This is a genomic window from Streptomyces sp. NPDC002817 (assembly GCF_053592055.1).
In genome coordinates, this window is the sequence record NZ_JBSFUY010000022.1 from 80,200 (window position 1) to 101,851 (window position 21,652).

The 21,652-nt window shown below is 70.9% G+C and carries 23 protein-coding genes; 10 read left to right on the forward strand and 13 right to left on the reverse strand.

Annotated features, from left to right (window positions below; genetic code table 11):
* Positions 1-25: 25 nt before the first annotated feature.
* Together ACWD3I_RS32780 and ACWD3I_RS32785 are read right to left on the reverse strand one after the other, a co-directional pair.
* Positions 26-1,525 carry a carotenoid oxygenase family protein gene (locus ACWD3I_RS32780; RefSeq protein WP_365395925.1) on the reverse strand — a complete coding sequence of 500 codons (1,500 nt, stop codon included), beginning with the start codon at positions 1,523-1,525 and terminating at the stop codon, positions 26-28.
* 67 nt (positions 1,526-1,592) lie between these two features.
* Positions 1,593-2,510, reverse strand: coding sequence for a LysR family transcriptional regulator (locus ACWD3I_RS32785; RefSeq protein WP_361544417.1), 918 nt, complete (start codon positions 2,508-2,510; stop codon positions 1,593-1,595).
* Positions 2,511-2,657: 147 nt separating this feature from the next.
* On the opposite strand from ACWD3I_RS32785, the gene mgrA reads away from it, so the two are divergent.
* The gene (gene mgrA, locus ACWD3I_RS32790; RefSeq protein ID WP_266896783.1) at positions 2,658-3,653 is read left to right on the forward strand and encodes an L-glyceraldehyde 3-phosphate reductase; all 996 of its coding nucleotides are present in this window, start codon (positions 2,658-2,660) and stop codon (positions 3,651-3,653) included.
* Here the strand turns inward: mgrA and ACWD3I_RS32795 are convergent.
* Positions 3,643-3,930, reverse strand: a complete 288-nt coding sequence (locus ACWD3I_RS32795) for a DUF1905 domain-containing protein (protein ID WP_365395921.1) — start codon at positions 3,928-3,930, stop codon at positions 3,643-3,645. The two genes, mgrA and ACWD3I_RS32795, sit on opposite strands and share 11 nt — an antisense overlap.
* Before the next feature lie 79 nt (positions 3,931-4,009).
* Complete coding sequence (locus tag ACWD3I_RS32800) at positions 4,010-4,393, reverse strand: nuclear transport factor 2 family protein (RefSeq protein ID WP_365395919.1); 384 nt, start codon at positions 4,391-4,393, stop codon at positions 4,010-4,012.
* A gap of 347 nt (positions 4,394-4,740) precedes the next feature.
* Between ACWD3I_RS32800 and ACWD3I_RS32805 the strand changes: the two genes are divergently transcribed.
* The 4 genes from ACWD3I_RS32805 to ACWD3I_RS32820 are packed head-to-tail and all read left to right on the forward strand — an operon-like array spanning position 4,741 to position 9,071.
* The gene (locus tag ACWD3I_RS32805; RefSeq protein WP_365395916.1) at positions 4,741-5,151 is read left to right on the forward strand and encodes a hypothetical protein; all 411 of its coding nucleotides are present in this window, start codon (positions 4,741-4,743) and stop codon (positions 5,149-5,151) included.
* A gap of 52 nt (positions 5,152-5,203) precedes the next feature.
* Positions 5,204-7,543: an ABC transporter ATP-binding protein/permease gene (locus ACWD3I_RS32810; RefSeq protein ID WP_365395913.1), complete on the forward strand. Its 2,340-nt coding sequence runs from the start codon at positions 5,204-5,206 to the stop codon at positions 7,541-7,543.
* Between the two features lie 9 nt (positions 7,544-7,552).
* Complete coding sequence (locus tag ACWD3I_RS32815; RefSeq protein ID WP_365395910.1) at positions 7,553-8,092, forward strand: hypothetical protein; 540 nt, start codon at positions 7,553-7,555, stop codon at positions 8,090-8,092.
* Positions 8,082-9,071, forward strand: coding sequence for a serine/threonine-protein kinase (locus ACWD3I_RS32820; RefSeq protein ID WP_365395907.1), 990 nt, complete (start codon positions 8,082-8,084; stop codon positions 9,069-9,071). The genes ACWD3I_RS32815 and ACWD3I_RS32820 overlap by 11 nt, the downstream gene beginning before the upstream one ends.
* Here ACWD3I_RS32820 and ACWD3I_RS32825 read toward each other — a convergent pair.
* Both ACWD3I_RS32825 and ACWD3I_RS32830 read right to left on the reverse strand, forming a co-directional pair.
* Positions 9,058-9,471, reverse strand: coding sequence for a nuclear transport factor 2 family protein (locus ACWD3I_RS32825; RefSeq protein ID WP_365395904.1), 414 nt, complete (start codon positions 9,469-9,471; stop codon positions 9,058-9,060). The genes ACWD3I_RS32820 and ACWD3I_RS32825 overlap by 14 nt on opposite strands.
* Entirely contained in the window at positions 9,468-10,772 is a 1,305-nt protein-coding gene (locus ACWD3I_RS32830) for a streptophobe family protein (RefSeq protein ID WP_365395901.1), read from the reverse strand. Before ACWD3I_RS32830 ends, ACWD3I_RS32825 begins: the two co-directional genes overlap by 4 nt.
* A gap of 161 nt (positions 10,773-10,933) precedes the next feature.
* On the opposite strand from ACWD3I_RS32830, the gene ACWD3I_RS32835 reads away from it, so the two are divergent.
* Positions 10,934-12,202, forward strand: a complete 1,269-nt coding sequence (locus ACWD3I_RS32835; RefSeq protein ID WP_365395898.1) for a DUF6777 domain-containing protein — start codon at positions 10,934-10,936, stop codon at positions 12,200-12,202.
* 114 nt (positions 12,203-12,316) lie between these two features.
* Positions 12,317-12,772, forward strand: coding sequence for an ATP-binding protein (locus ACWD3I_RS32840; RefSeq protein WP_365395895.1), 456 nt, complete (start codon positions 12,317-12,319; stop codon positions 12,770-12,772).
* Positions 12,773-12,811: 39 nt separating this feature from the next.
* Here the strand turns inward: ACWD3I_RS32840 and ACWD3I_RS32845 are convergent, their stop codons facing one another.
* Positions 12,812-13,699 (reverse strand): RNA polymerase sigma factor SigF, encoded by an 888-nt coding sequence (locus tag ACWD3I_RS32845; protein ID WP_365395892.1) that lies wholly within the window; start codon positions 13,697-13,699, stop codon positions 12,812-12,814.
* Between the two features lie 374 nt (positions 13,700-14,073).
* Here ACWD3I_RS32845 and ACWD3I_RS32850 point away from each other — a divergent pair, with 374 nt between their 5' ends.
* Entirely contained in the window at positions 14,074-14,463 is a 390-nt protein-coding gene (locus ACWD3I_RS32850) for a helix-turn-helix domain-containing protein (RefSeq protein WP_365395889.1), read from the forward strand.
* Between the two features lie 15 nt (positions 14,464-14,478).
* Here the strand turns inward: ACWD3I_RS32850 and ACWD3I_RS32855 are convergent, their stop codons facing one another.
* The 3 genes from ACWD3I_RS32855 to ACWD3I_RS32865 all read right to left on the reverse strand — a co-directional run bounded on the left by ACWD3I_RS32855 (position 14,479) and on the right by ACWD3I_RS32865 (position 17,050).
* Complete coding sequence (locus ACWD3I_RS32855) at positions 14,479-15,081, reverse strand: ClpP family protease (RefSeq protein WP_365395886.1); 603 nt, start codon at positions 15,079-15,081, stop codon at positions 14,479-14,481.
* A 1-nt stretch (position 15,082) separates the two neighbouring features.
* Positions 15,083-15,721: a ClpP family protease gene (locus ACWD3I_RS32860; RefSeq protein ID WP_365395883.1), complete on the reverse strand. Its 639-nt coding sequence runs from the start codon at positions 15,719-15,721 to the stop codon at positions 15,083-15,085.
* 123 nt (positions 15,722-15,844) lie between these two features.
* Positions 15,845-17,050 carry an epoxide hydrolase family protein gene (locus tag ACWD3I_RS32865; RefSeq protein WP_365395880.1) on the reverse strand — a complete coding sequence of 402 codons (1,206 nt, stop codon included), beginning with the start codon at positions 17,048-17,050 and terminating at the stop codon, positions 15,845-15,847.
* Positions 17,051-17,174: 124 nt separating this feature from the next.
* Here ACWD3I_RS32865 and ACWD3I_RS32870 point away from each other — a divergent pair, with 124 nt between their 5' ends.
* Positions 17,175-17,654 carry a VOC family protein gene (locus ACWD3I_RS32870; RefSeq protein WP_365395877.1) on the forward strand — a complete coding sequence of 160 codons (480 nt, stop codon included), beginning with the start codon at positions 17,175-17,177 and terminating at the stop codon, positions 17,652-17,654.
* Positions 17,655-17,657: 3 nt separating this feature from the next.
* Here the strand turns inward: ACWD3I_RS32870 and ACWD3I_RS32875 are convergent, their stop codons facing one another.
* The 3 genes from ACWD3I_RS32875 to ACWD3I_RS32885 all read right to left on the reverse strand — a co-directional run bounded on the left by ACWD3I_RS32875 (position 17,658) and on the right by ACWD3I_RS32885 (position 20,985).
* A complete protein-coding gene (locus ACWD3I_RS32875) occupies positions 17,658-18,563 on the reverse strand; it encodes an SGNH/GDSL hydrolase family protein (protein WP_365395874.1) in 906 nt (301 codons plus the stop codon).
* A 79-nt stretch (positions 18,564-18,642) separates the two neighbouring features.
* Entirely contained in the window at positions 18,643-20,301 is a 1,659-nt protein-coding gene (locus tag ACWD3I_RS32880) for an ATP-binding protein (protein ID WP_365395871.1), read from the reverse strand.
* A 9-nt stretch (positions 20,302-20,310) separates the two neighbouring features.
* On the reverse strand, positions 20,311-20,985 hold the full coding sequence (locus ACWD3I_RS32885; protein ID WP_365395868.1) for a response regulator transcription factor: 675 nt from the start codon (positions 20,983-20,985) through the stop codon (positions 20,311-20,313).
* A gap of 221 nt (positions 20,986-21,206) precedes the next feature.
* On the opposite strand from ACWD3I_RS32885, the gene ACWD3I_RS32890 reads away from it, so the two are divergent.
* On the forward strand, positions 21,207-21,629 hold the full coding sequence (locus ACWD3I_RS32890) for an STAS domain-containing protein (RefSeq protein WP_365395865.1): 423 nt from the start codon (positions 21,207-21,209) through the stop codon (positions 21,627-21,629).
* Positions 21,630-21,652 lie beyond the last annotated feature (23 nt).

Genomic DNA, 21,652 nt, shown 5'->3' on the forward strand with positions numbered 1-21,652 from the left:
GTCCACCATCGCGCACCCGGGCGCCTCATGCGTCCGGAATCCAGCTCCCGTGGAACCCCAGCGGCACCCGGCCCGGCAGATGGATCCGGGCGAGCGGCTCGCCGGTGAAGTCCTGTGCGGCGAGGATCAGCAGGTCGGACGCTCCGCGGTCGGGATTGTGGACGTAGGCGATCGCGTACCCGTCGTCCTCGGCCGCACTGTGTTCGCGCGGTACGAACACGGCCTCGCTCGCGGCCGCTCCGCGCGGCAGCCGGTGGACCTGGGTCGTGCCGCGCAACAGGTCCTGCTTGATGAGCGCGTTGCTGAACGCCCGGTCGGGCGGGTTGCCGTCGACCGCCATGTAGGCCACCGCCATCTCCGCGGACGCCGCCGAGTAGCCGTAGCGGTGCCTGCGGGAGACCAACGACTCGTTCACACGCGGGAATTCCTGCGGGCGGTCGTCGAGGGTCCGGGTCCGCACCCGGCCGTGGCGCAGGTCGATCGTCCAGCGGTCGAGCCTGGGGGTGCCCGCGCTGTAGGGGCCGCCGGAGCCGTTGCCGGCGACGAGGAAGGGGGCGTCGAAGTTCGTCGTGTCGATGACGATGTTCGGGCCCTCCTCGTAGGCGTTGAGGGTGTGCGAGTAGTAGACCGGGTCGACCTCGAACCAGCGGACCGCGCCGCCCTTGCGCGGCAGTACTCCGAGCCGGGCCGGGTGCTTGTCGTTCCAGACGTACGGGACGATGTCTCCGCGCTCGGCGGCCGCCGGGTCGAAGGTGACGGGCATGTCGAGGATGATCACGTGGTGCTCGGTGAGGGCGAAGTCGTGGATCATGGGGGCGTCCGCCACCGGGATCCTGGTGGTGCGTGAGACGCGGCCCGTCGGGTCGATCACCAGGTGCCGGACATGGTCCCAGGTCGGGTAGTAGGCGATGGCGTGCAGTTCACCGGCGTGGACGTCGAACTTGGTGTGCGCGGTGAGCGGGCCCTTCAGGGTGCCCCGGAAGTCGTACGTACCCACGGTGTCGAGGTCGTCGTCGAGTTCGTACGGCAGCGGCCCGCTCTCCTGGAGCGTGAGGATCCGTCCCCGGTAGGGGATCACATGGGTGTTGCACGGGAAGTCGTCCGGCGGCACCGGACGCGGGTAGGGTTCGCCCAGCTTCTTCGCCACCTGGGAGGAGCGCACCCAGCGGTTGCGGTACCACTCGGCGCGGCCGTCGCGCAGCCGGACGCCGTGCACCATGCCGTCGCCGAGCATCCAGTGGTGGGCGCGCGGGTCCTCCAGGCCCAGGACGTTGGGGCCGTTGCGCAGATAGCGGCCGTTCAGGTCGTGGGGGACGCGGCCGGTGACCGGCAGGTCGAAGGCCGTCAGTTCCTCCGTGACGGGCTCGAACGCGCCCTCCAGGAAGGGGAAGCGCCGCGCGGTGGATGCCTGGGGAGCCGCGGCGGCCGCACGCGGTGCCGCCCCCGCTCCCGTGCCCACCAGCCCGCCGGCCGCCGCGATCGCCGCCGCGCCGCGCAGTACGTTCCGTCGTGTGTGGTCCGTCATTTCCCGTACTCCTGACCGTAGTTGTCGTGAGGGACGGTCACGAGTCTGCGGTGGGGGACGGGCCGGGTCAGGAGGGGTGGGCCCCGTCCGGGGGTGTACCTACGCCCCCTGTTTCCAGCAGCTCCATCAGCGCCCGGGCCGCCGGGCTGGTGGCCTGCTCGGGCGGCAGCAGGGCGACCGTCTCGTACACGGTCTCGCCGGTACCCTTCACGGGCAGCGCGGTCAGTGACGGGCGCTTGTGGCGGAAGTGGCGCGGTACGACGGCGACGCCCAGGTTCTCGTCCACCAGGTCCAGGAGGCTGTGCACGTCGTTCACCTCCAGCGCGACCGCCCGCCGTACGCCCGCGGCGGCGAACGCGGCGTCGGTGGTGCGGCGCGGGCCCCAGTCGGGGTGGAAGTCGACGAAGACCTCGCCGCCCAGGTCCTCCGGGGTCACGGCCGCGCCGACGCGCGCGAGCCGGTGGTCGGGGTGGCACAGGACGGTCATCGGCTCCCCGGCCAGCGGTACGACCCGCAGCTGGTCGGTGTCCTCCTGCGCCGTCCGCACCGCGAAGGCCAGGTCGAGGCGCCCGGCCGCGACCTCCTCCGCGAGCGCGCCCGAGCCCGCCTGCCGCAGACAGATCTCCACGTCCGGGTGCCGTCGCCGGAACGTGGCGAGCAGGCCGGCCACATGCACCCCGGCGATGCACTGCTCCGACCCGAGCGCGAGCATCCCGCGCAGCACTCCCTGCACCGCGGCGACCGCCTCATGGGCCGCCCGTACCTGCGCGAGGATGCGCTCCGCCTCGCCCAGCAGTGCCCGGCCCGCAGGGGTGAGCGTCACCCGTCGGGTGGTCCGCACGAACAACGGCGTCTGCAGCTCCCGCTCCAGCGCCCGGATGGAGGCCGACAGACCCGACTGGGACACCAGCAGTCGCTCGGCGGCCCGGGTGAAGTGCTGGTCCTCGGCGACCGCGACGAAGTGCTGGAGATGTCGGAGTTCCATGACTGAGAAGCGTATCCGCTTAATTCCATCGGATTCTTCTGTTGGACCAATGCCCCCAGGTCGCGCAAGAGTGGACGACGGTAGTGGACAGCGGTTCTCAGGAAACCGTGGTTCTCAGGAAACCGTGCCAACCCCTCTGGAGTCGCGTTGTACACCGCACACCCCGACCGCTACACGGACATGCCCTACCGGCGCACCGGCCGCAGCGGCCTGAAGCTTCCCGCGATCTCGCTGGGCCTGTGGCACAACTTCGGCCCGGCGGACCGCACCGTCGAGACGCAGCGCGCGATCCTGCGCCGCGCCTTCGACCTCGGGGTCACCCACTTCGACCTGGCCAACAACTACGGTCCGCCGCCCGGCGCCGCCGAGTCGGCCTTCGGCGAGGCCCTGAAGTCCGATCTCGCCGCCTACCGCGACGAGCTGATCATCTCCACCAAGGCCGGCTATCTGATGTGGCCCGGCCCGTACGGCGAGTGGGGCTCCCGCAAGTACCTGCTGTCCTCGCTGGACCAGAGCCTGACGCGGATGGGCCTGGACTACGTCGACGTCTTCTACTCGCACCGCCCCGACCCGGAGACTCCGCTGGAGGAGACGATGGGCGCCCTGCACTCGGCCGTGCAGCAGGGCAAGGCGCTCTACGTCGGCGTCTCCAACTACTCCGCGGAGCAGACCCGCGAGGCCGCCCGTATCCTCGGCGAGCTCGGCACCCCGCTCCTCATCCACCAGCCGCGCTACTCGATGCTCGACCGGCGCCCCGAGGACGAGGGTCTCCTGGACGCCCTGGACGAGCTCCAGGTGGGTTCGATCGTCTTCTCCCCGCTGGAGCAGGGCATGCTCACCGGCCGTTACCTCAACGGCATCCCGGAGGACTCGCGGGCCGCGAGCGACAGCCCGTTCCTGAACTCCGACGCGCTCACCGAGGACCTGGTCGCCCAGCTGCGCGAGCTGAACGACATCGCCGAGTCCCGCGGCCAGACCCTGGCCCAGCTGGCCCTGGCCTGGGTCCTGCGCGGCGGCCGGGTGACCTCCGCCCTGGTCGGCGCGAGCAGCCCGCAGCAGATCGAGGACAGTGTCGGCACCATCCGCAACCTCGACTTCGACGCGGACGAGCTGGCCCGGATCGACGCCGTGCTCAAGAAGTAAGCCGCTCCTGGAGGCGGACGGTCACCGTGTCGCCCGCCTCCTTCCCGATGGCCCTGCGCAGGTCGGCCTTCACGGGCAGCTTGTGCCTGCCGTCGCCCAGGGCCATGAAGGAGCTCTGGAACGGGTGCCCGTCGATCGTGCCGCGCACCTTGACCAGCCCGCGCGTCCCGAAGAACGCGACGGACTCGGGCCACACGAGGTAGGTCCAGCCCCCTTCGGCGGGGCTCTTGACCAGCTCGGCGGTGAAGCGCCGGTCCAGTTTCTCGGTCGTACTCATGGCGGCCGCCTTTCGCTCACGGTGGTCTCCCGTTCAGGAGACCTCCCGTTCAAGAGACCATCGCGAGCGCGAAAACTCATCACGCCCCGGCGGGCACCCGGTCCAGAAATCCGAGCACCGACCGGATACGGCCCTTCTCGTCCAGCGTGATCACGTCGAAGCCGGCGACGGGTGCGCTTCCGTCGGCCTCGTTCACCAGCTCCCAGGAAAAGCGCGCGGTGTCGTGATGGGCGTCCACGACCGCGGTGGGGTGGAAGACGAACCCCGGGAACTGCTCGTGCACCGCGGCGATCACCGCGGCGATCTGCTCATGGCCGCCCACGTCGGCCAGCGGGTCGGTGTAGGTGCCGTCCGGCGCCCAGGCGGCAGCCACCGCTTTGGCCAGCGTCTCCTCGTCGACGGCGTTCCAGGCCTCGAAGTAGCGGGCGACGGCACTCTCGTAACGGTCGGTGTCGGCGGGCATGCGAAATCAGCCTCCATTGAGGTCGTCTCTGCTGGTCAGGAACCGGATCCCGGTCGTGGTGACCCGGTACCGCAACCCTGCCCGCATCGCCGCGGAGCGTCGATTACCCCTGGGGTAATGCCGACGGCGCCGGATTTCGGCCAACTCCCCTGGTGAATATGCCAGGAGACTGGCCGGAAAGTCGTGGTGACAGTGTTTCAGTAGTGAACATACTCAACTGACAGGGCATTCACATCGAGCGAGGATTCGATCACGCACCGCACATGAGCCCTGGGCACCCGCAAGCACGAGAGCCGCACCGAAAGCGAGGCAAGCCGAGAGGCGTACTACGCACCGGGGGAGTGAACGTGCACGACGAATTCATGTGCCATGTCACCGCGTACGGAACGTGCGAGGGGAAACGTATCGGCGTACCCCTGGGCAGCTATCGGGCCCCGACCCTCGCCCTGGCGCTCTGGTGGCTGCGCGACCGGGCCGCCTGGATCGCCGAGCGGCTCGACCCGCAGCCCGACGCCGAGCACTTGCCGACGGGTGCCCTCGTCCCGGTCGCCGACACCGTGCCCGATGTGCCCGCCGTGCTGCGCGCGTGGTGCGGGGACGACGCCCAACAGGACCTGGTCGCCGAGGAGTTGGCGGCCGGTCGGCTGATCAGGATCGCCACCAACGACGACACCACCGAGTACGAGCTGCTCGCCGAGTCGGTGGACGCCCTGCGGATGCAGCGGACGATTCCGGCGCTGGTCGTGTCCGTGGGCTGAGCCCCTGGGGTGACATCGGGCGCATATCAGGACGAATCGGTAGAATTTCGGCATGGCAGAGCGGCCGAACACGCCGACCGCGCCTGAACTCGTCCTGGAGACCGAGACGGGGTCCACGGTGATGAGTCCGGGCCGCGACTACCACGTCGGGCGCGATCCACTGAGCGACATCGTGATCGACGATGCCCGGGTCTCGTGGCACCACGCGGTGCTGCGGCCCGAGGCCGGCCACTGGACGCTGGAGGACGAGCACAGCACGAACGGCACCTACGCCGACGGCCGCCGTGTCGACGAGTGGAGTGTCGGCCCCGGCAGCGTGATCCGCTTCGGCAGCCCCGCCGACGGTCCCAGGGCCGTGCTGAGCAGTACCGCACCGGACCCCCGGGAACGCCCCTCGGCGGTGTCCATGCCCGCACTGACCGGCACCTTCCGGCAGCCCACCACCGTCCGTCCGCTGCCCTCCCGTACCGTCCGCATCGGCCGCGCCGCCGACAACGACCTGGTCATCGACGACCTGGTCGTCTCCCGCCGGCACGCCGAGCTGCGCGCCCACCCCGACGGGACGTACGAGATCGTCGACCTGGGCAGCCACAACGGCACCTACCTCAACGGCGGCCCCGTCACCCGCGCCCAGCTCGGCCCGGGCGATGTCGTCGGCATCGGCCACTCGGCCTTCTGCCTGGTAGGAGACGAGCTCCAGGAGTACGTCGACACCGGCGAGGTCTCCCTCGACGTACAGGATCTGAGCGTCGCCGTCGACCACGGCCGCAAGACGCTCCTCGAGCACGTGTCGTTCCCGGTGGGGGAGAAGTGCCTGCTCGCGGTCGTCGGCCCGAGCGGCGCGGGCAAGTCCACCCTCCTGGGCGCTCTCACCGGGCAGCGCCCCGCCGACCACGGCACGGTCCTGTACGACGGCCGCGATCTGTACCGCGACTACGCCGAGCTGCGCCAGCGCATCGGCCTCGTCCCGCAGGACGACATCCTGCACGCCCAGCTCACCGTCCGCGCCGCCCTGTCCTACGCCGCCGAACTGCGCTTCCCGCAGGACACCGCAAAGGCCGAGCGGCAGGCCAGGGTCGAGGAGGTCATCCGCGAACTGGGCCTGGAACAGCGCGCCGACCAGGCCGTGCACAGCCTCTCCGGCGGCCAGCGCAAGCGTGTCAGCGTCGCCCTGGAGCTGCTGACCAAGCCCTCACTCCTCTTCCTCGACGAGCCGACCTCGGGCCTCGACCCCGGCATGGACCGCTCGGTGATGCACATGCTGCGCGGCCTCGCCGACGACGGCCGCACCGTCATCGTCGTCACCCACAGCGTCCTCAGCCTCGACGTCTGCGACCGGCTGCTCGTCCTCGCCCCCGGGGGGAAGATCGCCTACTACGGACCGCCCGAGGACACCCTCGCCTACTTCGGCTACGAGCAGTGGCCGGAGGCCTTCGAGGCCTTCGAGCGGGACCAGGGCCGGGACTGGGCCGGAGAGTTCCGCACCTCGCCCCTCCACCGTCAGTACGTCTCCGAGGCGACCGGGCAGCCCCGGGTGTCCAGGTCCGGACCGGTCGTCATCGCCCCACCGCCCAGGCCCCGCAGCCGGGGCGCCCAGCTCGGCACCCTGATCCGCCGCTACGCCACGGCACTCGCTGCCGACCGCACCTTCCTGGTGATCATGATCGCCCTGCCGTTCGTGATGGGCGCGATGGCTCGCGCCCTGGCCGGCAGCAAGCTGACGCAGGAGACGGCGATGAACGCGCTGCTGATCCTGTGCGTCGGCGGCGTGCTCACGGGGGCGGCCAACGCCGTGCGCGAGCTGGTCAAGGAACGCGTGATCTATCAGCGGGAGCGGGCCGTGGGCCTGTCCAGATCGGCGTACCTGCTCTCCAAGGTCGTCGTCCTCGGCACGATCACCGTGCTCCAGGCGGTCGTGCTGACCCTGGTCGCCCTGTTCGGCGTCGACCTCAACGCGCCGGGCGGCGAAGGCGTGCTGATGCCGCCCCTTGTCGAAATCACCGTCGCCGTCGCCCTGCTGGCGTTCACGGCGATGATGCTCGGTCTGCTGGTCTCCGCGCTGGTGCGCAAGGAGGAGGTGACGATGCCGCTGCTCGTGCTGCTCGCCATCGTCCAAGTGGTCTTCTGCGGCGCCCTGCTGAAACTCGACGGCGTACCCGGCCTGGAGCAGCTGTCCTGGCTGGTGCCGTCGCGATGGGCGCTCGGTGCGATGGCCGGCACCGTCGGGCTCTCCCGGATCGTGCCCGGCGAACTGACCGGTGACCCGCTGTTCCGGCACTCGGCGGGGGTGTGGCTGCTCAACGTGGCCATGCTCGTCGTGCTGTCGGTCGTCTTCGGCTACCTCGTGTCCCGGCTGCTGCGCCGGCATGAGCCGGCCGTACTGCGGAAGTAGGCGCGCGCGATGGCGACCCCCGGCTTCCGGCCCACCCACGTCGTCCCCCAGCACGGCATGCCCGCCTGGGAGGCCCCCGACCCCGCCCGGCCCACCGTCCCCCTCGACCCGCTGCTACCGGTCCAACTGGTGGAGCGGCGCGGCGACTGGGGACACGTCCTGTGTGCCAACGGCTGGTCGGCCTGGGTTGACGGCCGCTTCCTGGTCGCCGTCCCCCCGGATCCGCCCGCCGCGGACGGCCCGCTCGCCCGTACCGCCGACCCGCGCCCTCTGCTGGCCCGCGCCGAGCAGACCCTGGGCGACTACCGGGCCGCGGTCGAGGAGCTCGCCTCGGGCGGCCTCGACGGCGAGGCCTTCCGGGCGCGTACCCGCGGCCGACGCGTCGGAGTCGTGGTCGACGGCGAGTCCGTATGGCTCTACGACACCCAGCACGGCCGCTGGGTGTACGCCGACGGCATCCGTCTGAGCACCTTCGCGACCGACGAGGCACCCCGTGCCGCCGTCGAGGACCACGCCCCCACCCAGGTCGTGACGCCCGATGGCCCGTGACACGAGCCTCTTCTCCGGCCGGCCCTCCGAGCTGATCGGCCGGCAGGTCGCCGGTTACCGCATCGAGCGCGAGATCGGCCGCGGCGGCATGGCCGTCGTCTACCGTGCCCGCGACCTGCGGCTGGACCGCACGGTGGCGCTCAAGCTCCTCGCCCCCGAACTCGCCCGCAACGACACCTTCCGCCGGCGCTTCACCCACGAGTCCCGGGCCGCCGCCGCGATCGACCACCCGCACATCGTGCCCGTCTTCGAGGCGGGCGAGACGGACGGCGTCCTGTACATCGCGATGCGCTACGTCGACGGCAGCGACCTGCGTCATCTCCTGGACCGCCAGGGCCCGTTGGCGCCCGCCGTCGCCCTGCGCATCGCCGCCCAGGTCGCCTCGGCGCTGGACGCCGCCCACGAGCACGGGCTCGTCCACCGGGACGTGAAACCCGGGAACATCCTGGTCGCCCGCGGCACCGACAGCGACCACCCCGAACACGCCTACCTCACCGACTTCGGCCTGACCAAGAAGTCGCTCTCCCTGACCGGCTTCACGACGGTCGGCCAGTTCGTGGGCACCCTGGACTACGTGGCGCCGGAACAGATCTCCGGCAAGCCGGTCGACGGGCGCTGCGACGTGTACGGCTTCGCCTGCGTCGTCTACGAATCCCTCGCCGGCCGCCCGCCCTTCCGTCGCGACGACGACATGGCCCTGTTGTGGGCCCATCAGTACGACGATCCGCCCCCGCTGACGGAGTCCCGCCCCGACCTCGCCCCGGACGTCGACGCCGTGCTCGCGCGTGGCCTCGCCAAGAGCCCCGACGCCCGCTACGACACCTGCCTCGCCTTCGTCGCGGCCCTGCGCGCGGCCACGACCGGTGACCGTTTCGGCGCGCACGCGCCGACAGAGGTCGACCTGAAGGTCGTGGAGACGTCGCAGGAGCGGCCGAAGCGGCCGCCGCCGTGGGCTCAACCGGTGTTCAGGGGCGGCTAGTTCCGCTCAGCGGCACCCGCCGCGGCGACACCTTGCGGTGCGACACCCGCCAGCCGGTGCCGACACGGACGACCGTGTCGTCGTACGTCACCGACCCGCACGAGCCGTCGGTCATGATGCCCAACCCCTTGGACCGGACGAGCACTCGGCCGTCCGGCGCCTCGCCGATCACCACGTTGGTGACGTGGTGCGCGACGGGATTCCCTGAGCCGAGGGCCAGCGCGGCCTCCCGCAGCGCGGGGACGCCGGTGACCTCGCCCTGTCCGTAGTCGGAGAGGTCGTAGACGACGTCGGAGGTGAACACCTCCTCGAAGCGGTCGAGTTGCCCGTCGTCGACCAGATGGCCGTGCAGGGAGATCAACTCGGTGATGGCCAGGCGGTCTTCGAGCGGCAGTGTCATGGCCGCACACTGCCATGCCCGGCGTCGGCGGGCCCAGCCGTTTTCGCCTCGCCGGTCCGCCGCACCGGACGGGCGAGGAGCGCGCCCAGGAAGCCGGTGACGAGCCCCCACAGTGCGGCGAGACCGACGGCGGTCCACAGTTCGGGCTCGAGCAGGAGCTCCCCGTTGAGATCGCCGCCCAGGTCGCCGATGCCGAGGACGGACAGGCCGTAGCGCGCGGAGATCCGGCCGACGAGGCAGATCATCAGCACCGTGAGCGCGAGCGCGACCGCCATGTGCAGGGCGTGCTGCCAGGCGCGCATCCGGGCCGGGGAGCGCGCCGCCATGAGGAAGGCGGCGGCCAGCAGCAGGACCGCGTCCACGGCGACGAGCCACCACACCCGGCCGTCGTACTCGGCCAGCGTGCGCAGATTCAGTGTGGCGGTGTCCGAACCGCGCAGCACCTCGTCGAGGACATGCGGCATCGGCAGCCCGAAGGGGCCCTCCACCCGGCCGTTCCAGGTGGCGCCCAGGCCGATCGTGAGCGTCAGCCACACCAGGTTCGGCATGCCGAGCAGGATCACGGCGAGGGTCGCCGCCGCCTGCCCGCGCGTGACCGCCACGACGACGGCGATGACGATGCCCAGGGCCACGTAGGCCAGGAGCAGGACCACCATCGCGTACGCCGCCGGCCGTACCGTCGCCTGGAAGCGCAGCAGCCGGGCCGGGAGCGGCGCGCCGCGCGAGACCAGCAGGGCCAGCACCAGGACACCGGCCAGCCACAGCAGACCGGAGAACAGTGTCGGCGGCACGTCCGTCTCGAAGCCGACCTTCGGCGAGACACCGAACACGTCGCCCAGGTCGGAGAGCGTGCCGTCGCCGAGGGACAGCTGGAAGGTCTGCCGGGCGCCGAGGGCCAGGCCGAGGAGCGCGAGCAGCCACAGCACGGCGACCCTGGCGGCCCAGCCGGCCAGTTCCCCTGCGCCCGCGACCGCCCGGTGCCGCAGCGGCCGCAGGAAGCCCGCGGCGATCACCAGCGCCCCGACGAGCGTGACGGACAGCGGGATCACGGTGAGGCCCGCCTGGGTGTCGGCCAGTCCACCGGCGTTCCCGGAGAGCTCGATCGTGCCGCCGACCGCGGTGACCACCGTCGCCGCCACGACCCGGGGGAACGCTCCGTCGGGCAGGTCCGTCGCCCCGGCCGCCCACAGTCCCAGGGTCGCGGCGACGCCCATGGCGATCAGTCCGGACAGGACCGTGAGGAGGGCCTGCACCCAGCCGTGCGGGGCAATGGCCTGGTCGGAGCGGGTTCGCGGGCTCACCCTGCCACGCTAAGCAGGGCCCGCGGGCCCCGCCCGCCGAGAGGGCCGTCCGCGTCGGCTTGCGAGCGGCAGGGCACCGGAGCACACAATGTAAAAGTCGTGGATAAAAGCGTGGTAAAGGCATAAAAGCCGCAGAAGTTCCACGTCGGGAAGAAGGGCTCGTGAGCGTCGAACCGCCGTCCTCCGGCCGGCCCACAGGACCGCCCTCCGGTCCGCTGTCGGGCCCCTCCCAGCCGCCTTCGGGGCCGCCCTCACAGCCCCCGGGCAGCAGCGGGGGAGCGTCCTCGCCGGAACCGCACCGCCCCTGGTGGCGTTCCGTGCCCCGTATCGCCCTGCTCGCCGGCGCGGTCGCGGCCGCCGTGGTCCTGGGCCTTGTCCTCACCCGCCCCGACGGCGGCTCCGGCAAGAGCGGGAACGGCGAGGTCTTCCTCCAGGCCGCCGGCAAGAGCGGACCCGACCCCTTCACCGAGTCGACGGCGACAGACAGCTCGGCCGCGCCCGCCTCCGCCTCCCCGGCCACCGAGTCGGCCTCCCCGAACGCGGTACGCGGCGTCGACGGCAGCGCCCCCGGTCTCTACGGCGGCACCCGCAACGTCGCGAGCTGCGACGTGGAGCGCCAGATCAAGGCCCTCCAGGCGGACCCGCCGGTCAACCGGGCCTTCGCCTCGGTCGCCGGGGTCCAGCCGTCCGGCGTCCCCGCCTATCTGCGCTCGCTCACCCCGGTCCAGCTGCGCATGGACACCCGCGTCACCAACCACGGCTACCGGGACGGACACGCCACCGGCTACCAGGCCGTCCTCCAGTCCGGCACCGCCGTCCTCGTCGACGACCGCGGGGTACCCCGGGTGCGCTGCGCGTGCGGCAACCCCCTGACCCCGCCGGTCGCCCAGCAGAGCACCCCGAAGCGGACCGGCGACACATGGTCGTCCTACCGGCCCTCGAACGTCGTGGTGGTCGCGCCCTCGGTGACCGTCATCAACATCTTCGTGATCTACGACCACGACTCCGACGACTGGGTCGCCCGCCACCGCGGCGACAGTGCCCACAAGGACAAGCCGACCGAGCCGCCGGTGAACCCGCTCTCCCCGTCCGCGAGTGTGATCACACCGACCGCGCCCACGACGCCGACCTCGCCGTCCACCTCGCCCTCCTCCCCGGAGCCGTGCCTCACCACCGCCACCGGCACCCCTTCCGGCACACCCTCCGGAACGCCCACGGAGACTCCCGGCGACCCGGCGACAGCGACACCGTGCCCGCCCACGTCGACCGACCCGTCCTCGTCGTCCCCGAGCTCCGAGCCGCCCGCGTCGGACTCCGGGACGACCGAAGAGGAGGAGCCGTCCACGGACACCTCCGCGCCTCAGCCCCCACTGGCACTCGACACTCCGACAGAATCGGCGTCCACGTACAGTGCCCCGGGTCCGCGGTGACGTCACCGGCCATGTGACCGACACGACCCGATTTGGGGACTGCGGAGCCGCACTCGGGGTACGAGCACTGGTGCAGCAGGCGTCCGGCCAGTCCGGCTTCCGAGAGAGAAACGCATGATCGAGCACCTGGACGGGGCAGTGATACCGACTGGTTTCGACGTGCCCGTGGATCCACTACGGCGGGCGGCCCACTACACCGGCGAACCGGGATGCATCGCCGAGGCCCGCAACTTCGCCGCGCACTTCCTCGAGCAGCTCAGGACCGAGTGGTGCGCCGAGATCGGCGACCGGGCCGACGGCGAGGTGCTTCTGGTGGTGAGCGAACTGGTCACCAACGCGGACCGGCACAGCAACGGGCCGTACATCCTCGACCTGGAGGGCACGGACGTGGTCGTCACCGTGTCCGTCTACGACAGCAGCGCGGCACTGCCCCTGCGCTTCCCCAAGGACCCCGAGCGGGTCGGCCGGCACGGTCTGGAGATCGTGCACGCGCTGGCGGCCGAGGTCAGCGCGGAACGGGTGCCGGTCGGGAAGAGAGTGAGCGCCGTCCTGCGACTCGAGACGGAATGACCGCCGAAGTCACCTCCGGCGGTCACCTCTCGTCTTGTCTCAGGCGCAGCCCAGCTCGCCCAGCATGCCGGTGCGCAACCGGGTGATGATCCGCTTGATCAGCCGGGACACATGCATTTGTGAGCAGCCCAGCTGTTCACCGATCTCCGCCTGGGTGGCTTCCTCCACGAACCGCAGATGAAGGATCTGCCGGTCGCGCTCACTGAGTTCGGCCATCAGCGGGGCGAGCGACTGGAAGTCCTCGACCAGGCGCAGTCCGTCCTCCTCCACGCCGATGAAGTCGGCCAGGACCGACTCGCCGTTCTCGGGCCCGTCGCCGGTGAGCGCGGCGTCGAGCGACGAGGAGTTGTAGCCGTTCGCGGCGATCTGCGCCTCGATCACCTCGGACTCGCCGATGTTCATCAGGGTGGCGAGCTCGGCCACCGTCGGCTCCCGGTCCAGCCTGCTGGCCAGCTCCTCACGTGCCTTGGCCAGCTCGACCCGCAGCTCCTGGAGCCTGCGCGGCACGTGCACCGCCCAGGTGGTGTCACGGAAGAACCGCTTGATCTCGCCGACGATGTACGGCAGCGCGAAGGAGGTGAACTCGACCTCCCGCGTCAGATCGAACCGGTCGATGGCCTTGATCAGGCCGATCATGCCGGTCTGGACGATGTCCTCCATGTCGTCGCCACGGCCGCGGAACCGGCCGGCGGCGAAGCGTACGAGGGACATGTTCATCTCGATGAGCGTGTTGCGCGCGTACTGGTATTCGTGCGTGCCTTCCTCGACCTCGGTGAGGCGCTGGAAGAACTGGCGCGACAGCTGCCGCGCGTCACGCGGAGCCACGCTCCGGGGGTCCACGACTCCTGGCAGTGATGTCTCACCCGTGCTGGTCCCGGCGGTCTTCTCCACGACCTGTGCCTCCGACCGGATCACGGCGGTGTCCATGTACCTCTCCCACGCAAGTCATGGCTTGACATCAGCCTCTTCAGCCTCGGTTGTTTTCCGAAACTGTGCTTCGCGGTCCCTCGGGTACCCGCATAGCGACGACCTATGCATATGTCCGCCGCTGACCAGCGGGTTGCCCGTGGGCAGTCTTCTTTGCGCCTACCCGCTGAGTGACGACGCATGCCCGTGGTGTGTCCGGAACCGGCAAGAAGAGGGGCGACGGGCCGTGTGGCATGCGACGGCCGCTCGCGGCCATGACCGACGTCACACGCTCAACAAGGGTGGGCCGGCCCGTGCCGAGCGTCTGCGGTGATTCCACCCAGAGCGGAATGCTGATCCCTTCCGCTGTGGTCCACGGCTTCTAGGCTGAAGAGGTGAGCGAAGAAGCGACGAACCAAGCCCGCGTCATCCCCCTGCGCCCGGGGACCGCCCGCCCTGCCGCCGCACCGCCTGCCAAGGAGCCTTTGCTGCGGGATCTGGTCGGCGATGTCCTGCGCCGTGAACGGCTCGCCCAGGAACGCACGTTGAAGGACGTGGCCGACGAGGCGCGCATCTCGATGCCGTACCTCTCCGAGGTGGAGCGGGGCCGCAAGGAGGCCTCTTCGGAGGTTCTCGCGGCCGCCGCCCACGCCCTCGGACTGGGTCTCGGCGACCTGCTCGGACGGGCCCAGGGCGAGCTCGTCCGGATCACCAGCCGGCACTCGGTCGGCAGTCGCAGGGCGGCGCCCGGTTCGTCGTATGACGGACTCTGCCTGGCCGCCTGAGCGGAAGCCGGCGCCTCACACCCCCACGAGGCGCCGGCTCACCACCTCGTCGGCCAGCCCGTACGCCACCGCCTCCTCGGCGGTGAACACCTTGTCGCGGTCCATGTCCGCGCGCAGCGTCTCCACGTCGTGGTCGGTGTGACGGGCCAGTACCTCCTCGACCTGGGAGCGGATCCGCATCATCTCCTTGGCCTGGAGGGCGAGATCGGAGATCGCGCCCCGGCTGCCGCCGCTGGCCGGCTGGCCGAGCAGCACACGCGCGTGCTCCAGCACGAACCGCCGCCCGGGATCCCCTCCGGCCAGCAGCACGGCCGCCGTGGAGGCCGCCTGTCCGACGCAGAACGTCGAGATGGGCGCCTGCACGTACGTCATCGTGTCGTAGATCGCCATGAGCGAAGTGAACGAGCCGCCGGGGGAGTTGATGTAGATCGCGATCTCGTTGTCCGGTGCCGAAGACTCCAGATGGAGGAGTTGCGCGATGATGACGTTGGCCACGCCGTCGTCGATCTCGGTGCCGAGGAAGATGATCCGCTCCGACAGCAACCGGCTGAAGACGTCCGAGGACCTCTCACCGTTCGCGGTCCGCTCGACGACGTACGGAATCGTGTAGTTCCCCATGTCACAGCCCCATCCGTCGCTTCGAGGCGGCCGGGCGGACGTCGGCGAGCGACTCCACGACCTGGTCCACCATTCCGTACTGCCTGGCCTGCTCGGCCGTGTACCAGCGGTCGCGGTCGCCGTCCCGGGCGATGGTCTCCGGCGTCTGGCCGGTGTTCTCGGCGAGCAGCCGCTCCATGGTCCGTTTGCTGTGGTCCAGGTTCTCCGCCTGGATCTCGATGTCGGCGGTGGTCCCGCCGATGCCCGCCGACCCCTGGTGCATCATGATCCGCGCGTTCGGCAGGGCGTACCGCTTGCCGGGCGCGCCACCGCAGAGCAGGAACTGGCCCATGCTCGCCGCGAAACCCATGGCGAGCGTCGACACGTCGTTGGGGATGAGCCGCATCGTGTCGTAGATGGCGAGTCCCGCGTACACCGAGCCGCCCGGGCTGTTGATGTACAGGCTGATGTCGGTGCGCGGGTCCTCCGCGGACAGGATCAGCAGTTGGGAGCAGACCCGGTTCGCGGAGACCTCGTCGACCTGGGTGCCGAGCAGGACGATCCGCCGGCCGAGCAGTTGGGCGGCCAACTGGTCGTCGAAGCGGGAGGGCGCGGTGTCGCCCTCCTCCGCCCGCGGGGCGAGCGTGGTGAGTGGAGTCATCGGTTCTCCTCGTGGTGGCGGGGATGCCGTCGACTCCACTCTTGACCTCGGGCGACACCCTTCAGCCCGTTCTCTGCCCGCGGCAGATTCGCCGAGGGCAGAGCGTCGCTTTCACCGCAGGTCTCAGCCCTTCTCGCGCAGCTGCCGGAAGAAGGCCCGTACGTCGTCCACCAGCAGGTCAGGCTCCTCCATCGCGGCGAAGTGGCCACCCCGGTCGAGCTCGGTCCAGCGCACGATGTTCTCGGTGCGCTCGGCCTTGTGGCGCAGCGGGATCTGCGGGTCGCCGGGGAAGGAGGCCACCGCGGTCGGGGCGGTCGAGGGCTTGTGCTGGGCGGCGATCCGGTCGCCCTTGGCGTGGGCGCGCTCGTAGTAGACCCGGGCGGAGGAGCCCGCGGTGCCGGTCAGCCAGTACAGCATCACGTTGGTGAGCATCAGGTCCCGGTCGACGGCCTCCTCGGGCAGCTCCTGGGAGTCCGTCCACTCCTGGAACTTCTCGACGATCCAGGCGAGTTGGCCGACCGGCGAGTCGGTGAGCGCGTACGAGAGGGTCTGCGGCCGGGTGGACTGGAGGTGGAAGTAGCCCACTCCGTCGCGGAACCATGCGGCCCACTTGCGCCACGAGAGCAGGGTCCGCTCCCGCTCCTCGGGGCTCAGCGCCTGAAGCTCCTCCTCGGTCGGTTCCGTGGCCGCCTGCGCGCCGGGCAGCAGATTGAGGTGGATGCCGATCACCCGGTCGGGGTGGACACGGCCCAGCTCGCGGGAGATGCCCGCGCCCCAGTCGCCGCCCTGGGCGCCGAACCGGTCGTAGCCGAGGCGTGTCATCAGCTCGACCCAGGCGTCGGCGATCCGGCGCGCCTCCCAGCCGGTCTCCCGGGTCGGCCCCGAGAACCCGAAGCCGGGGATGCTCGGCACCACGAGATGGAAGGCGTCGGCGGGATCGCCGCCGTGCGCGGCCGGATCCGTCAACGGGCCGACGACGTCGAGGAATTCGACGATCGATCCCGGCCAGCCATGGGTGATGATCAGTGGCGTGGCATCGGGCTCGGGGGAGCGGATGTGCGCGAAGTGCACATGGGCGCCGTCGATCTCGGTCGTGAACTGCGGCCACTCGTTCAGCCGCGCCTCCGCCGCCCGCCAGTCGTACTCGTGCCGCCAATAGCGCACCAGCTCGCGCAGATACCCCTCCGGCACGCCGTACGCCCAGCCCACTCCGGGAAGCTCGTCGGGCCACCGGACCCGGTCGAGGCGGTCGTGCAGGTCGTCCAGGTCGGCCTGCGGTATGTCGATGCGGAAGGTGTGAAGGCCGGTGTCGGCGGGCGAAGACGTCATGACCGGGATGCTAGTTCCGAACGGTGTACGGGCCACCTGGATTAACCGGCCAGGCGAGCGATGAGTTTCGCGGCGAGGATCGGTCGACACAGGTGACAGCGATCCGCACGCCCAGGAGGTACTCATGGCAACCGACGGTTTCACCACCTGTCTCTGGTTCGACGGCCAGGCCGAGGAGGCCGCCCACTTCTACGTCTCGGTCTTCAAGAACTCCAGTGTCGGCAAGGTCGCGCGCTACCCCGAGGGGGCGATGCAGCCTGCGGGCACCGTGATGACCGTCGAGTTCACGGCCAACGGCCACAGGTTCCTCGGGCTCAACGGCGGCCCTCAGTTCACGTTCACCGAGGCGACCTCCTTCATGATCTTCTGCGAGAACCAGGAGGAGATCGACTACTACTGGACCAAGCTCACCGAGGGCGGCGAGCCCGGCCCCTGCGGCTGGCTCAAGGACAAGTACGGACTGTCCTGGCAGGTCGTCCCCGACACGCTGGACACCATGGTCACCGACCCGGACCCGGCGAAGGCGGCCCGTGTGACCGAGGCGTTCATGGCGATGGGCAAGTTCGACATCGCGGCCCTGGAGAGGGCCTACGCGGGCGAGTGAGGCTCAGTCCACGGGTGTCCGGCCGATCACCCGCGTGATCTCCCGCGCGATCCGCAGGATGCCGGGGGAGCGGACCGGGCAGGGCTTCGGCGTGGCCGTGGTGGGCGCCAGACAGAAGTGCAGATAGTCCTTGTCGAGGTGGAGGGCGGTCCGGTCCCGGCCCGGCTGGGTGCAGTACGCGGAGTGCTCGCGCTCGTAGGCGGTGCACGGCAGGTACTGGACCCAGCTGTAGCGGGCCCCGGCCGCACTCACCTTGGCTCCCGCGTCGGCGACGAGGTCGCCCGAGGCGGCGGCCTGCCGCGTGTAGAGCTCGTTGACGCGCCGGACCCGGTCGGGGGTGATCGGGTCCGGGCCCTGTGCCACCCACACGATCCGTGGCCGATGGGCGCCGCCGGCCGTCGCGATCTGCTCGGTCAGGCGGGCCATGTCGGCCCGGTACCGCTTGAAGTACGTCGTCGGCGCCTCGGCGTGGGTGATGCCGTCCATGCACCACGTGTAGCCCCACGCGTTGCCCCAGAACTGGAGCACCACGAAGTCCGGCCGCAGCGAGCGCACCAGGGCGGCCGCCTTGTCGCGGTCCGGTACGAGGGACTTGGCGCCGGTGCCCTCCAGGTAGTCGCACACCGTCGTCCCGGAGTACGGCCTGCTCGTGTACTCGGCTCGCAGGTCCCGGCGGAGCTCCTGCCCGACCGCCTTCTGGGCCTCCATCGCCAGCGAGTCCCCGAGATACAGCACCACCGGAGCCTTCTCCGGGGCACCGGGACTGCCGGCGGCCTGCTGTTGCGTCGTGCCGGCCGGCTTCGGAGGCGCGACGGACGACGGGGCCGCCTCGGGCCCGGACGCCGGGTCCGAGCACGCTCCGAGCAGCACTCCGGTCAGCAGCATCCCCACGATCCACGGCTTCCGCATGCAGCAACTCCCGCCCCGGACACCGAAAACGGCTCCCCAGGCAAGCACAGTGGGGCACAGGGCGGAAGACGTGTGCCGGTCATGGCTCGTCGAAGCGCTCCAGGAGGTCGATGAGGTCGTTCAACGGCAACGGCTTGGCCAGATGCGCGTCGAAACCGGCCGCCCGGGATCCGGTGCGGTCGCTGCCCTGGCTGAAACCGGAGACCGCGATCAGCCGCAGCTGCTCGCCGTGCGGCCGGGTCCTGATCGTGCGGGCGACCGTGTAGCCGTCGATGTCGGGCAGACCGAGGTCGCAGAGAACGACGTCGAAGAGCCGGCCCTCGGTGGCGGTGAGCGCGTCGGTGCCGGTGTGCACCGCCGTGACGTGGTGGCCCTGCCGCTGGAGCAGGGTGCGGTAGGTGAGGGCGAGATCCGCGTTGTCCTCCACGATCAGGATGGACAGCTGCCGCCTGGCCGGACGGACCACCACCGGTCGTGCCGGTTCGGGCGCGCCGGAGTCGGCGATCGGCAGCGCCACGGTGAACTCGGCGCCCCGGCCCGGCCCTTCGCTGTGCGCGGAGACACGGCCCCCGTGCAGCTCCACCACGGTGCGGGCGACCGCGAGGCCCAGCCCCAGCCCCTCCGGTGTGTCGGGCCCGGCCGGAGCCGCCCGCATGAACACCCCGAACAGGTCCTCGGCCTGGCCGGGCTGAAAACCGATCCCGTCGTCCCGCACGGTGAGCCGGGCCCGGCCGCCCTCGATGCCCAGGGCGACCTCGGTGCGGCCGCCCGGTGAGGTGTACTTGAGCGCGTTGGACAGCAGGTTGGTCAGCACCTGCGCCAGCCGCAGCCGGTCGCCGTCCACGATCACCGGCTCGCCCGGCACACCGACGTCGAGCTCGCGTCCCTCGTGCCCGAACAGATGGCGGATGTCGGCACACGCGCCCTCGACGACGGACCGGATGTCGACCCGCTCCCGTACCAGCTCCAGCCGCCCCGTCACCGCTCGCGTGCCGTCCAGCAGGTCGTTGCTCATCCGCACCAGCGTGCCCAGCTGCCGTTCCAGCACGGACAGCGCCGGATGGCCGTCGGGCATGTCGAGGGCCAGCAGCTCGGTGGCCGCGGTGGCCGCCGCGAGCGGGTTGCGCAGCTCGTGGGAGAGCGTCGCGATGAAGCGGTCCTTGGCCTCCTGCTCCTCCCGCAGCCGCTGCCCCGCCGCGTCCAGTTCGGCGTTGGCGCGCTGGAGCTGCTCGTTGACCTCGCGGATCTCCCGGGCCCGTACGAACAGGTCGATCTCCATGCCCTCGGCGCGCATCTGCGCCTCGGCGGCCACCCGTTGCTGCTCCCGCCCCACGTGGCGCACATGCACGAACTCCGTGACGTCCTCGACCCGGTGGATGATGTACGACAGCTCACCCTCGGCGTCCAGGACGGGCGAGTTCACCGGACTCCAGTAGCGCTCGGCGAAGCCGCCGTCCTCGGTGGGGATGTCATAGCGCTGGAGCGCCATGGTGTCGGTACGCCCGGTGGCGACCACCGCTTCCAGGGAGCGGCGCAGATTGGCGACGCCGTCGGCCGACGGATCGTCGGGGTTGTCGGGGAACACGGCGAAGACGGGACGCCCGACGATGGCGCGTTCGGTGCGGGTGGCCGTGAGATACGCGCGGTTGACCTCGACGATGGTGAAGTCGGGGGTGAGGACCAGCAGGGGGGACAGGACGGCGTCGAACAGGCGCCGGAAGTCCGGGGCGTCGGCCATGCGTCGCTCTCAGGGGTCGAGTCGGTAGCCGTAGCCGCGGACGGTGGTGATCCGAGGGGCGGGCGCGGGCAGCCGGGCGAGTTTGCCGCGCAGCCGGTAGACGTGCTCGATCACGGTCGCGGGCTGCTGCCAGGAGGCGCCCCAGATCCGATCGAGGAGCTGTTCCGCCGAGAAGACCCGGCCGGGCGCGGCGGCCAGCAGCTCCAGCAGGGCGTACTCCTTGGGCCGCAGCGTCAGCAGGAAGCCCTCGGAGGAGGCCTGGCGGGCGGCCGTGTCGACGCGCAGGGAGCCGATCTGGAGCACGGTCGGAGTCTCCGGCGGCTGCGAGCGGCGCAGTACCGCGCGGATCCGGGCCACCAGCTCGCGCTGCGAGAACGGTTTGACGAGGTAGTCGTCGGCGCCGATCTCCAGTCCCGCCACCCGGTCGGCCTCCGCACCGCGGCCGGTGACCACGATGACCGGGAGGCGGCTCGTGGAGCGCAGCGCCCGCAGCAGTTCCAGGCCACTGCCGTCGGGAAGGCCCAGGTCGAGGACGGCCAGATCGACGCCGCCCTCGTACAGGGCGGCCTTGCCGGCGCGGGCGTCCATGGCCCAGGTGACGGTGAAGCCCGCGCGTTCCAGATAGGAACGGCACATCAGTGCGAAATCGGAGTCGTCCTCGATCAGGGCGAGGTGCGGACGCATTCCGCATCACCTGGCCCAACTGCCGTCCGCTCGTTGTGCAACCGACGAGCGGGCGTTGATGCCCCGACCATGTGGCGAAGGTAGAACAGTAAATGCCCACGGTTCAAGGGGGAGCCGCCCAAGGGGGAGTTCCGGCGCGGGTGCCTGCGGTGCGGGGATGACGAAGTCACCGCACGCGCCCGTGCCGGAACCGCGGCAGGTACGGAACGGGGACGGACGGCTTGCACGACACCATCCTGGAGCCCGTCGGCTCGGCCTCCTGGCCCCCGGCCGGCGAGCACGCGCTGCTGCGTACGGAGACCGGACTGCTGGTCGCCGAACTGCACGGCGACATCGATCTGGCCACCGCCACCCACCTGAGCCTCTGGTTCGACTCCCTGGCGGCGGTGACCGCCCCGGGCTACGTCGTCGACCTGCGCCCGGTCTCCTTCATCGACTCCGCCGGCCTCAACGTGGTGCTGCGCTTCCGGCGCCGCGTCATCGAGGCGCGGTGCGGATTCGCTCTTCTGTGTGACACCGGTCAGCTGCGGTTGCTGCGCGCGAACGGCACGGCGGAGGTGCTGAATCCATTCGCCACCCTGGCCGAGGCGGTGTCCGGGCTCACCGCACCAGCACGGCCGCCCCGTCGAAACGGCCGACCTTGAGATCCCGCGGCGCCTGGTCGGCC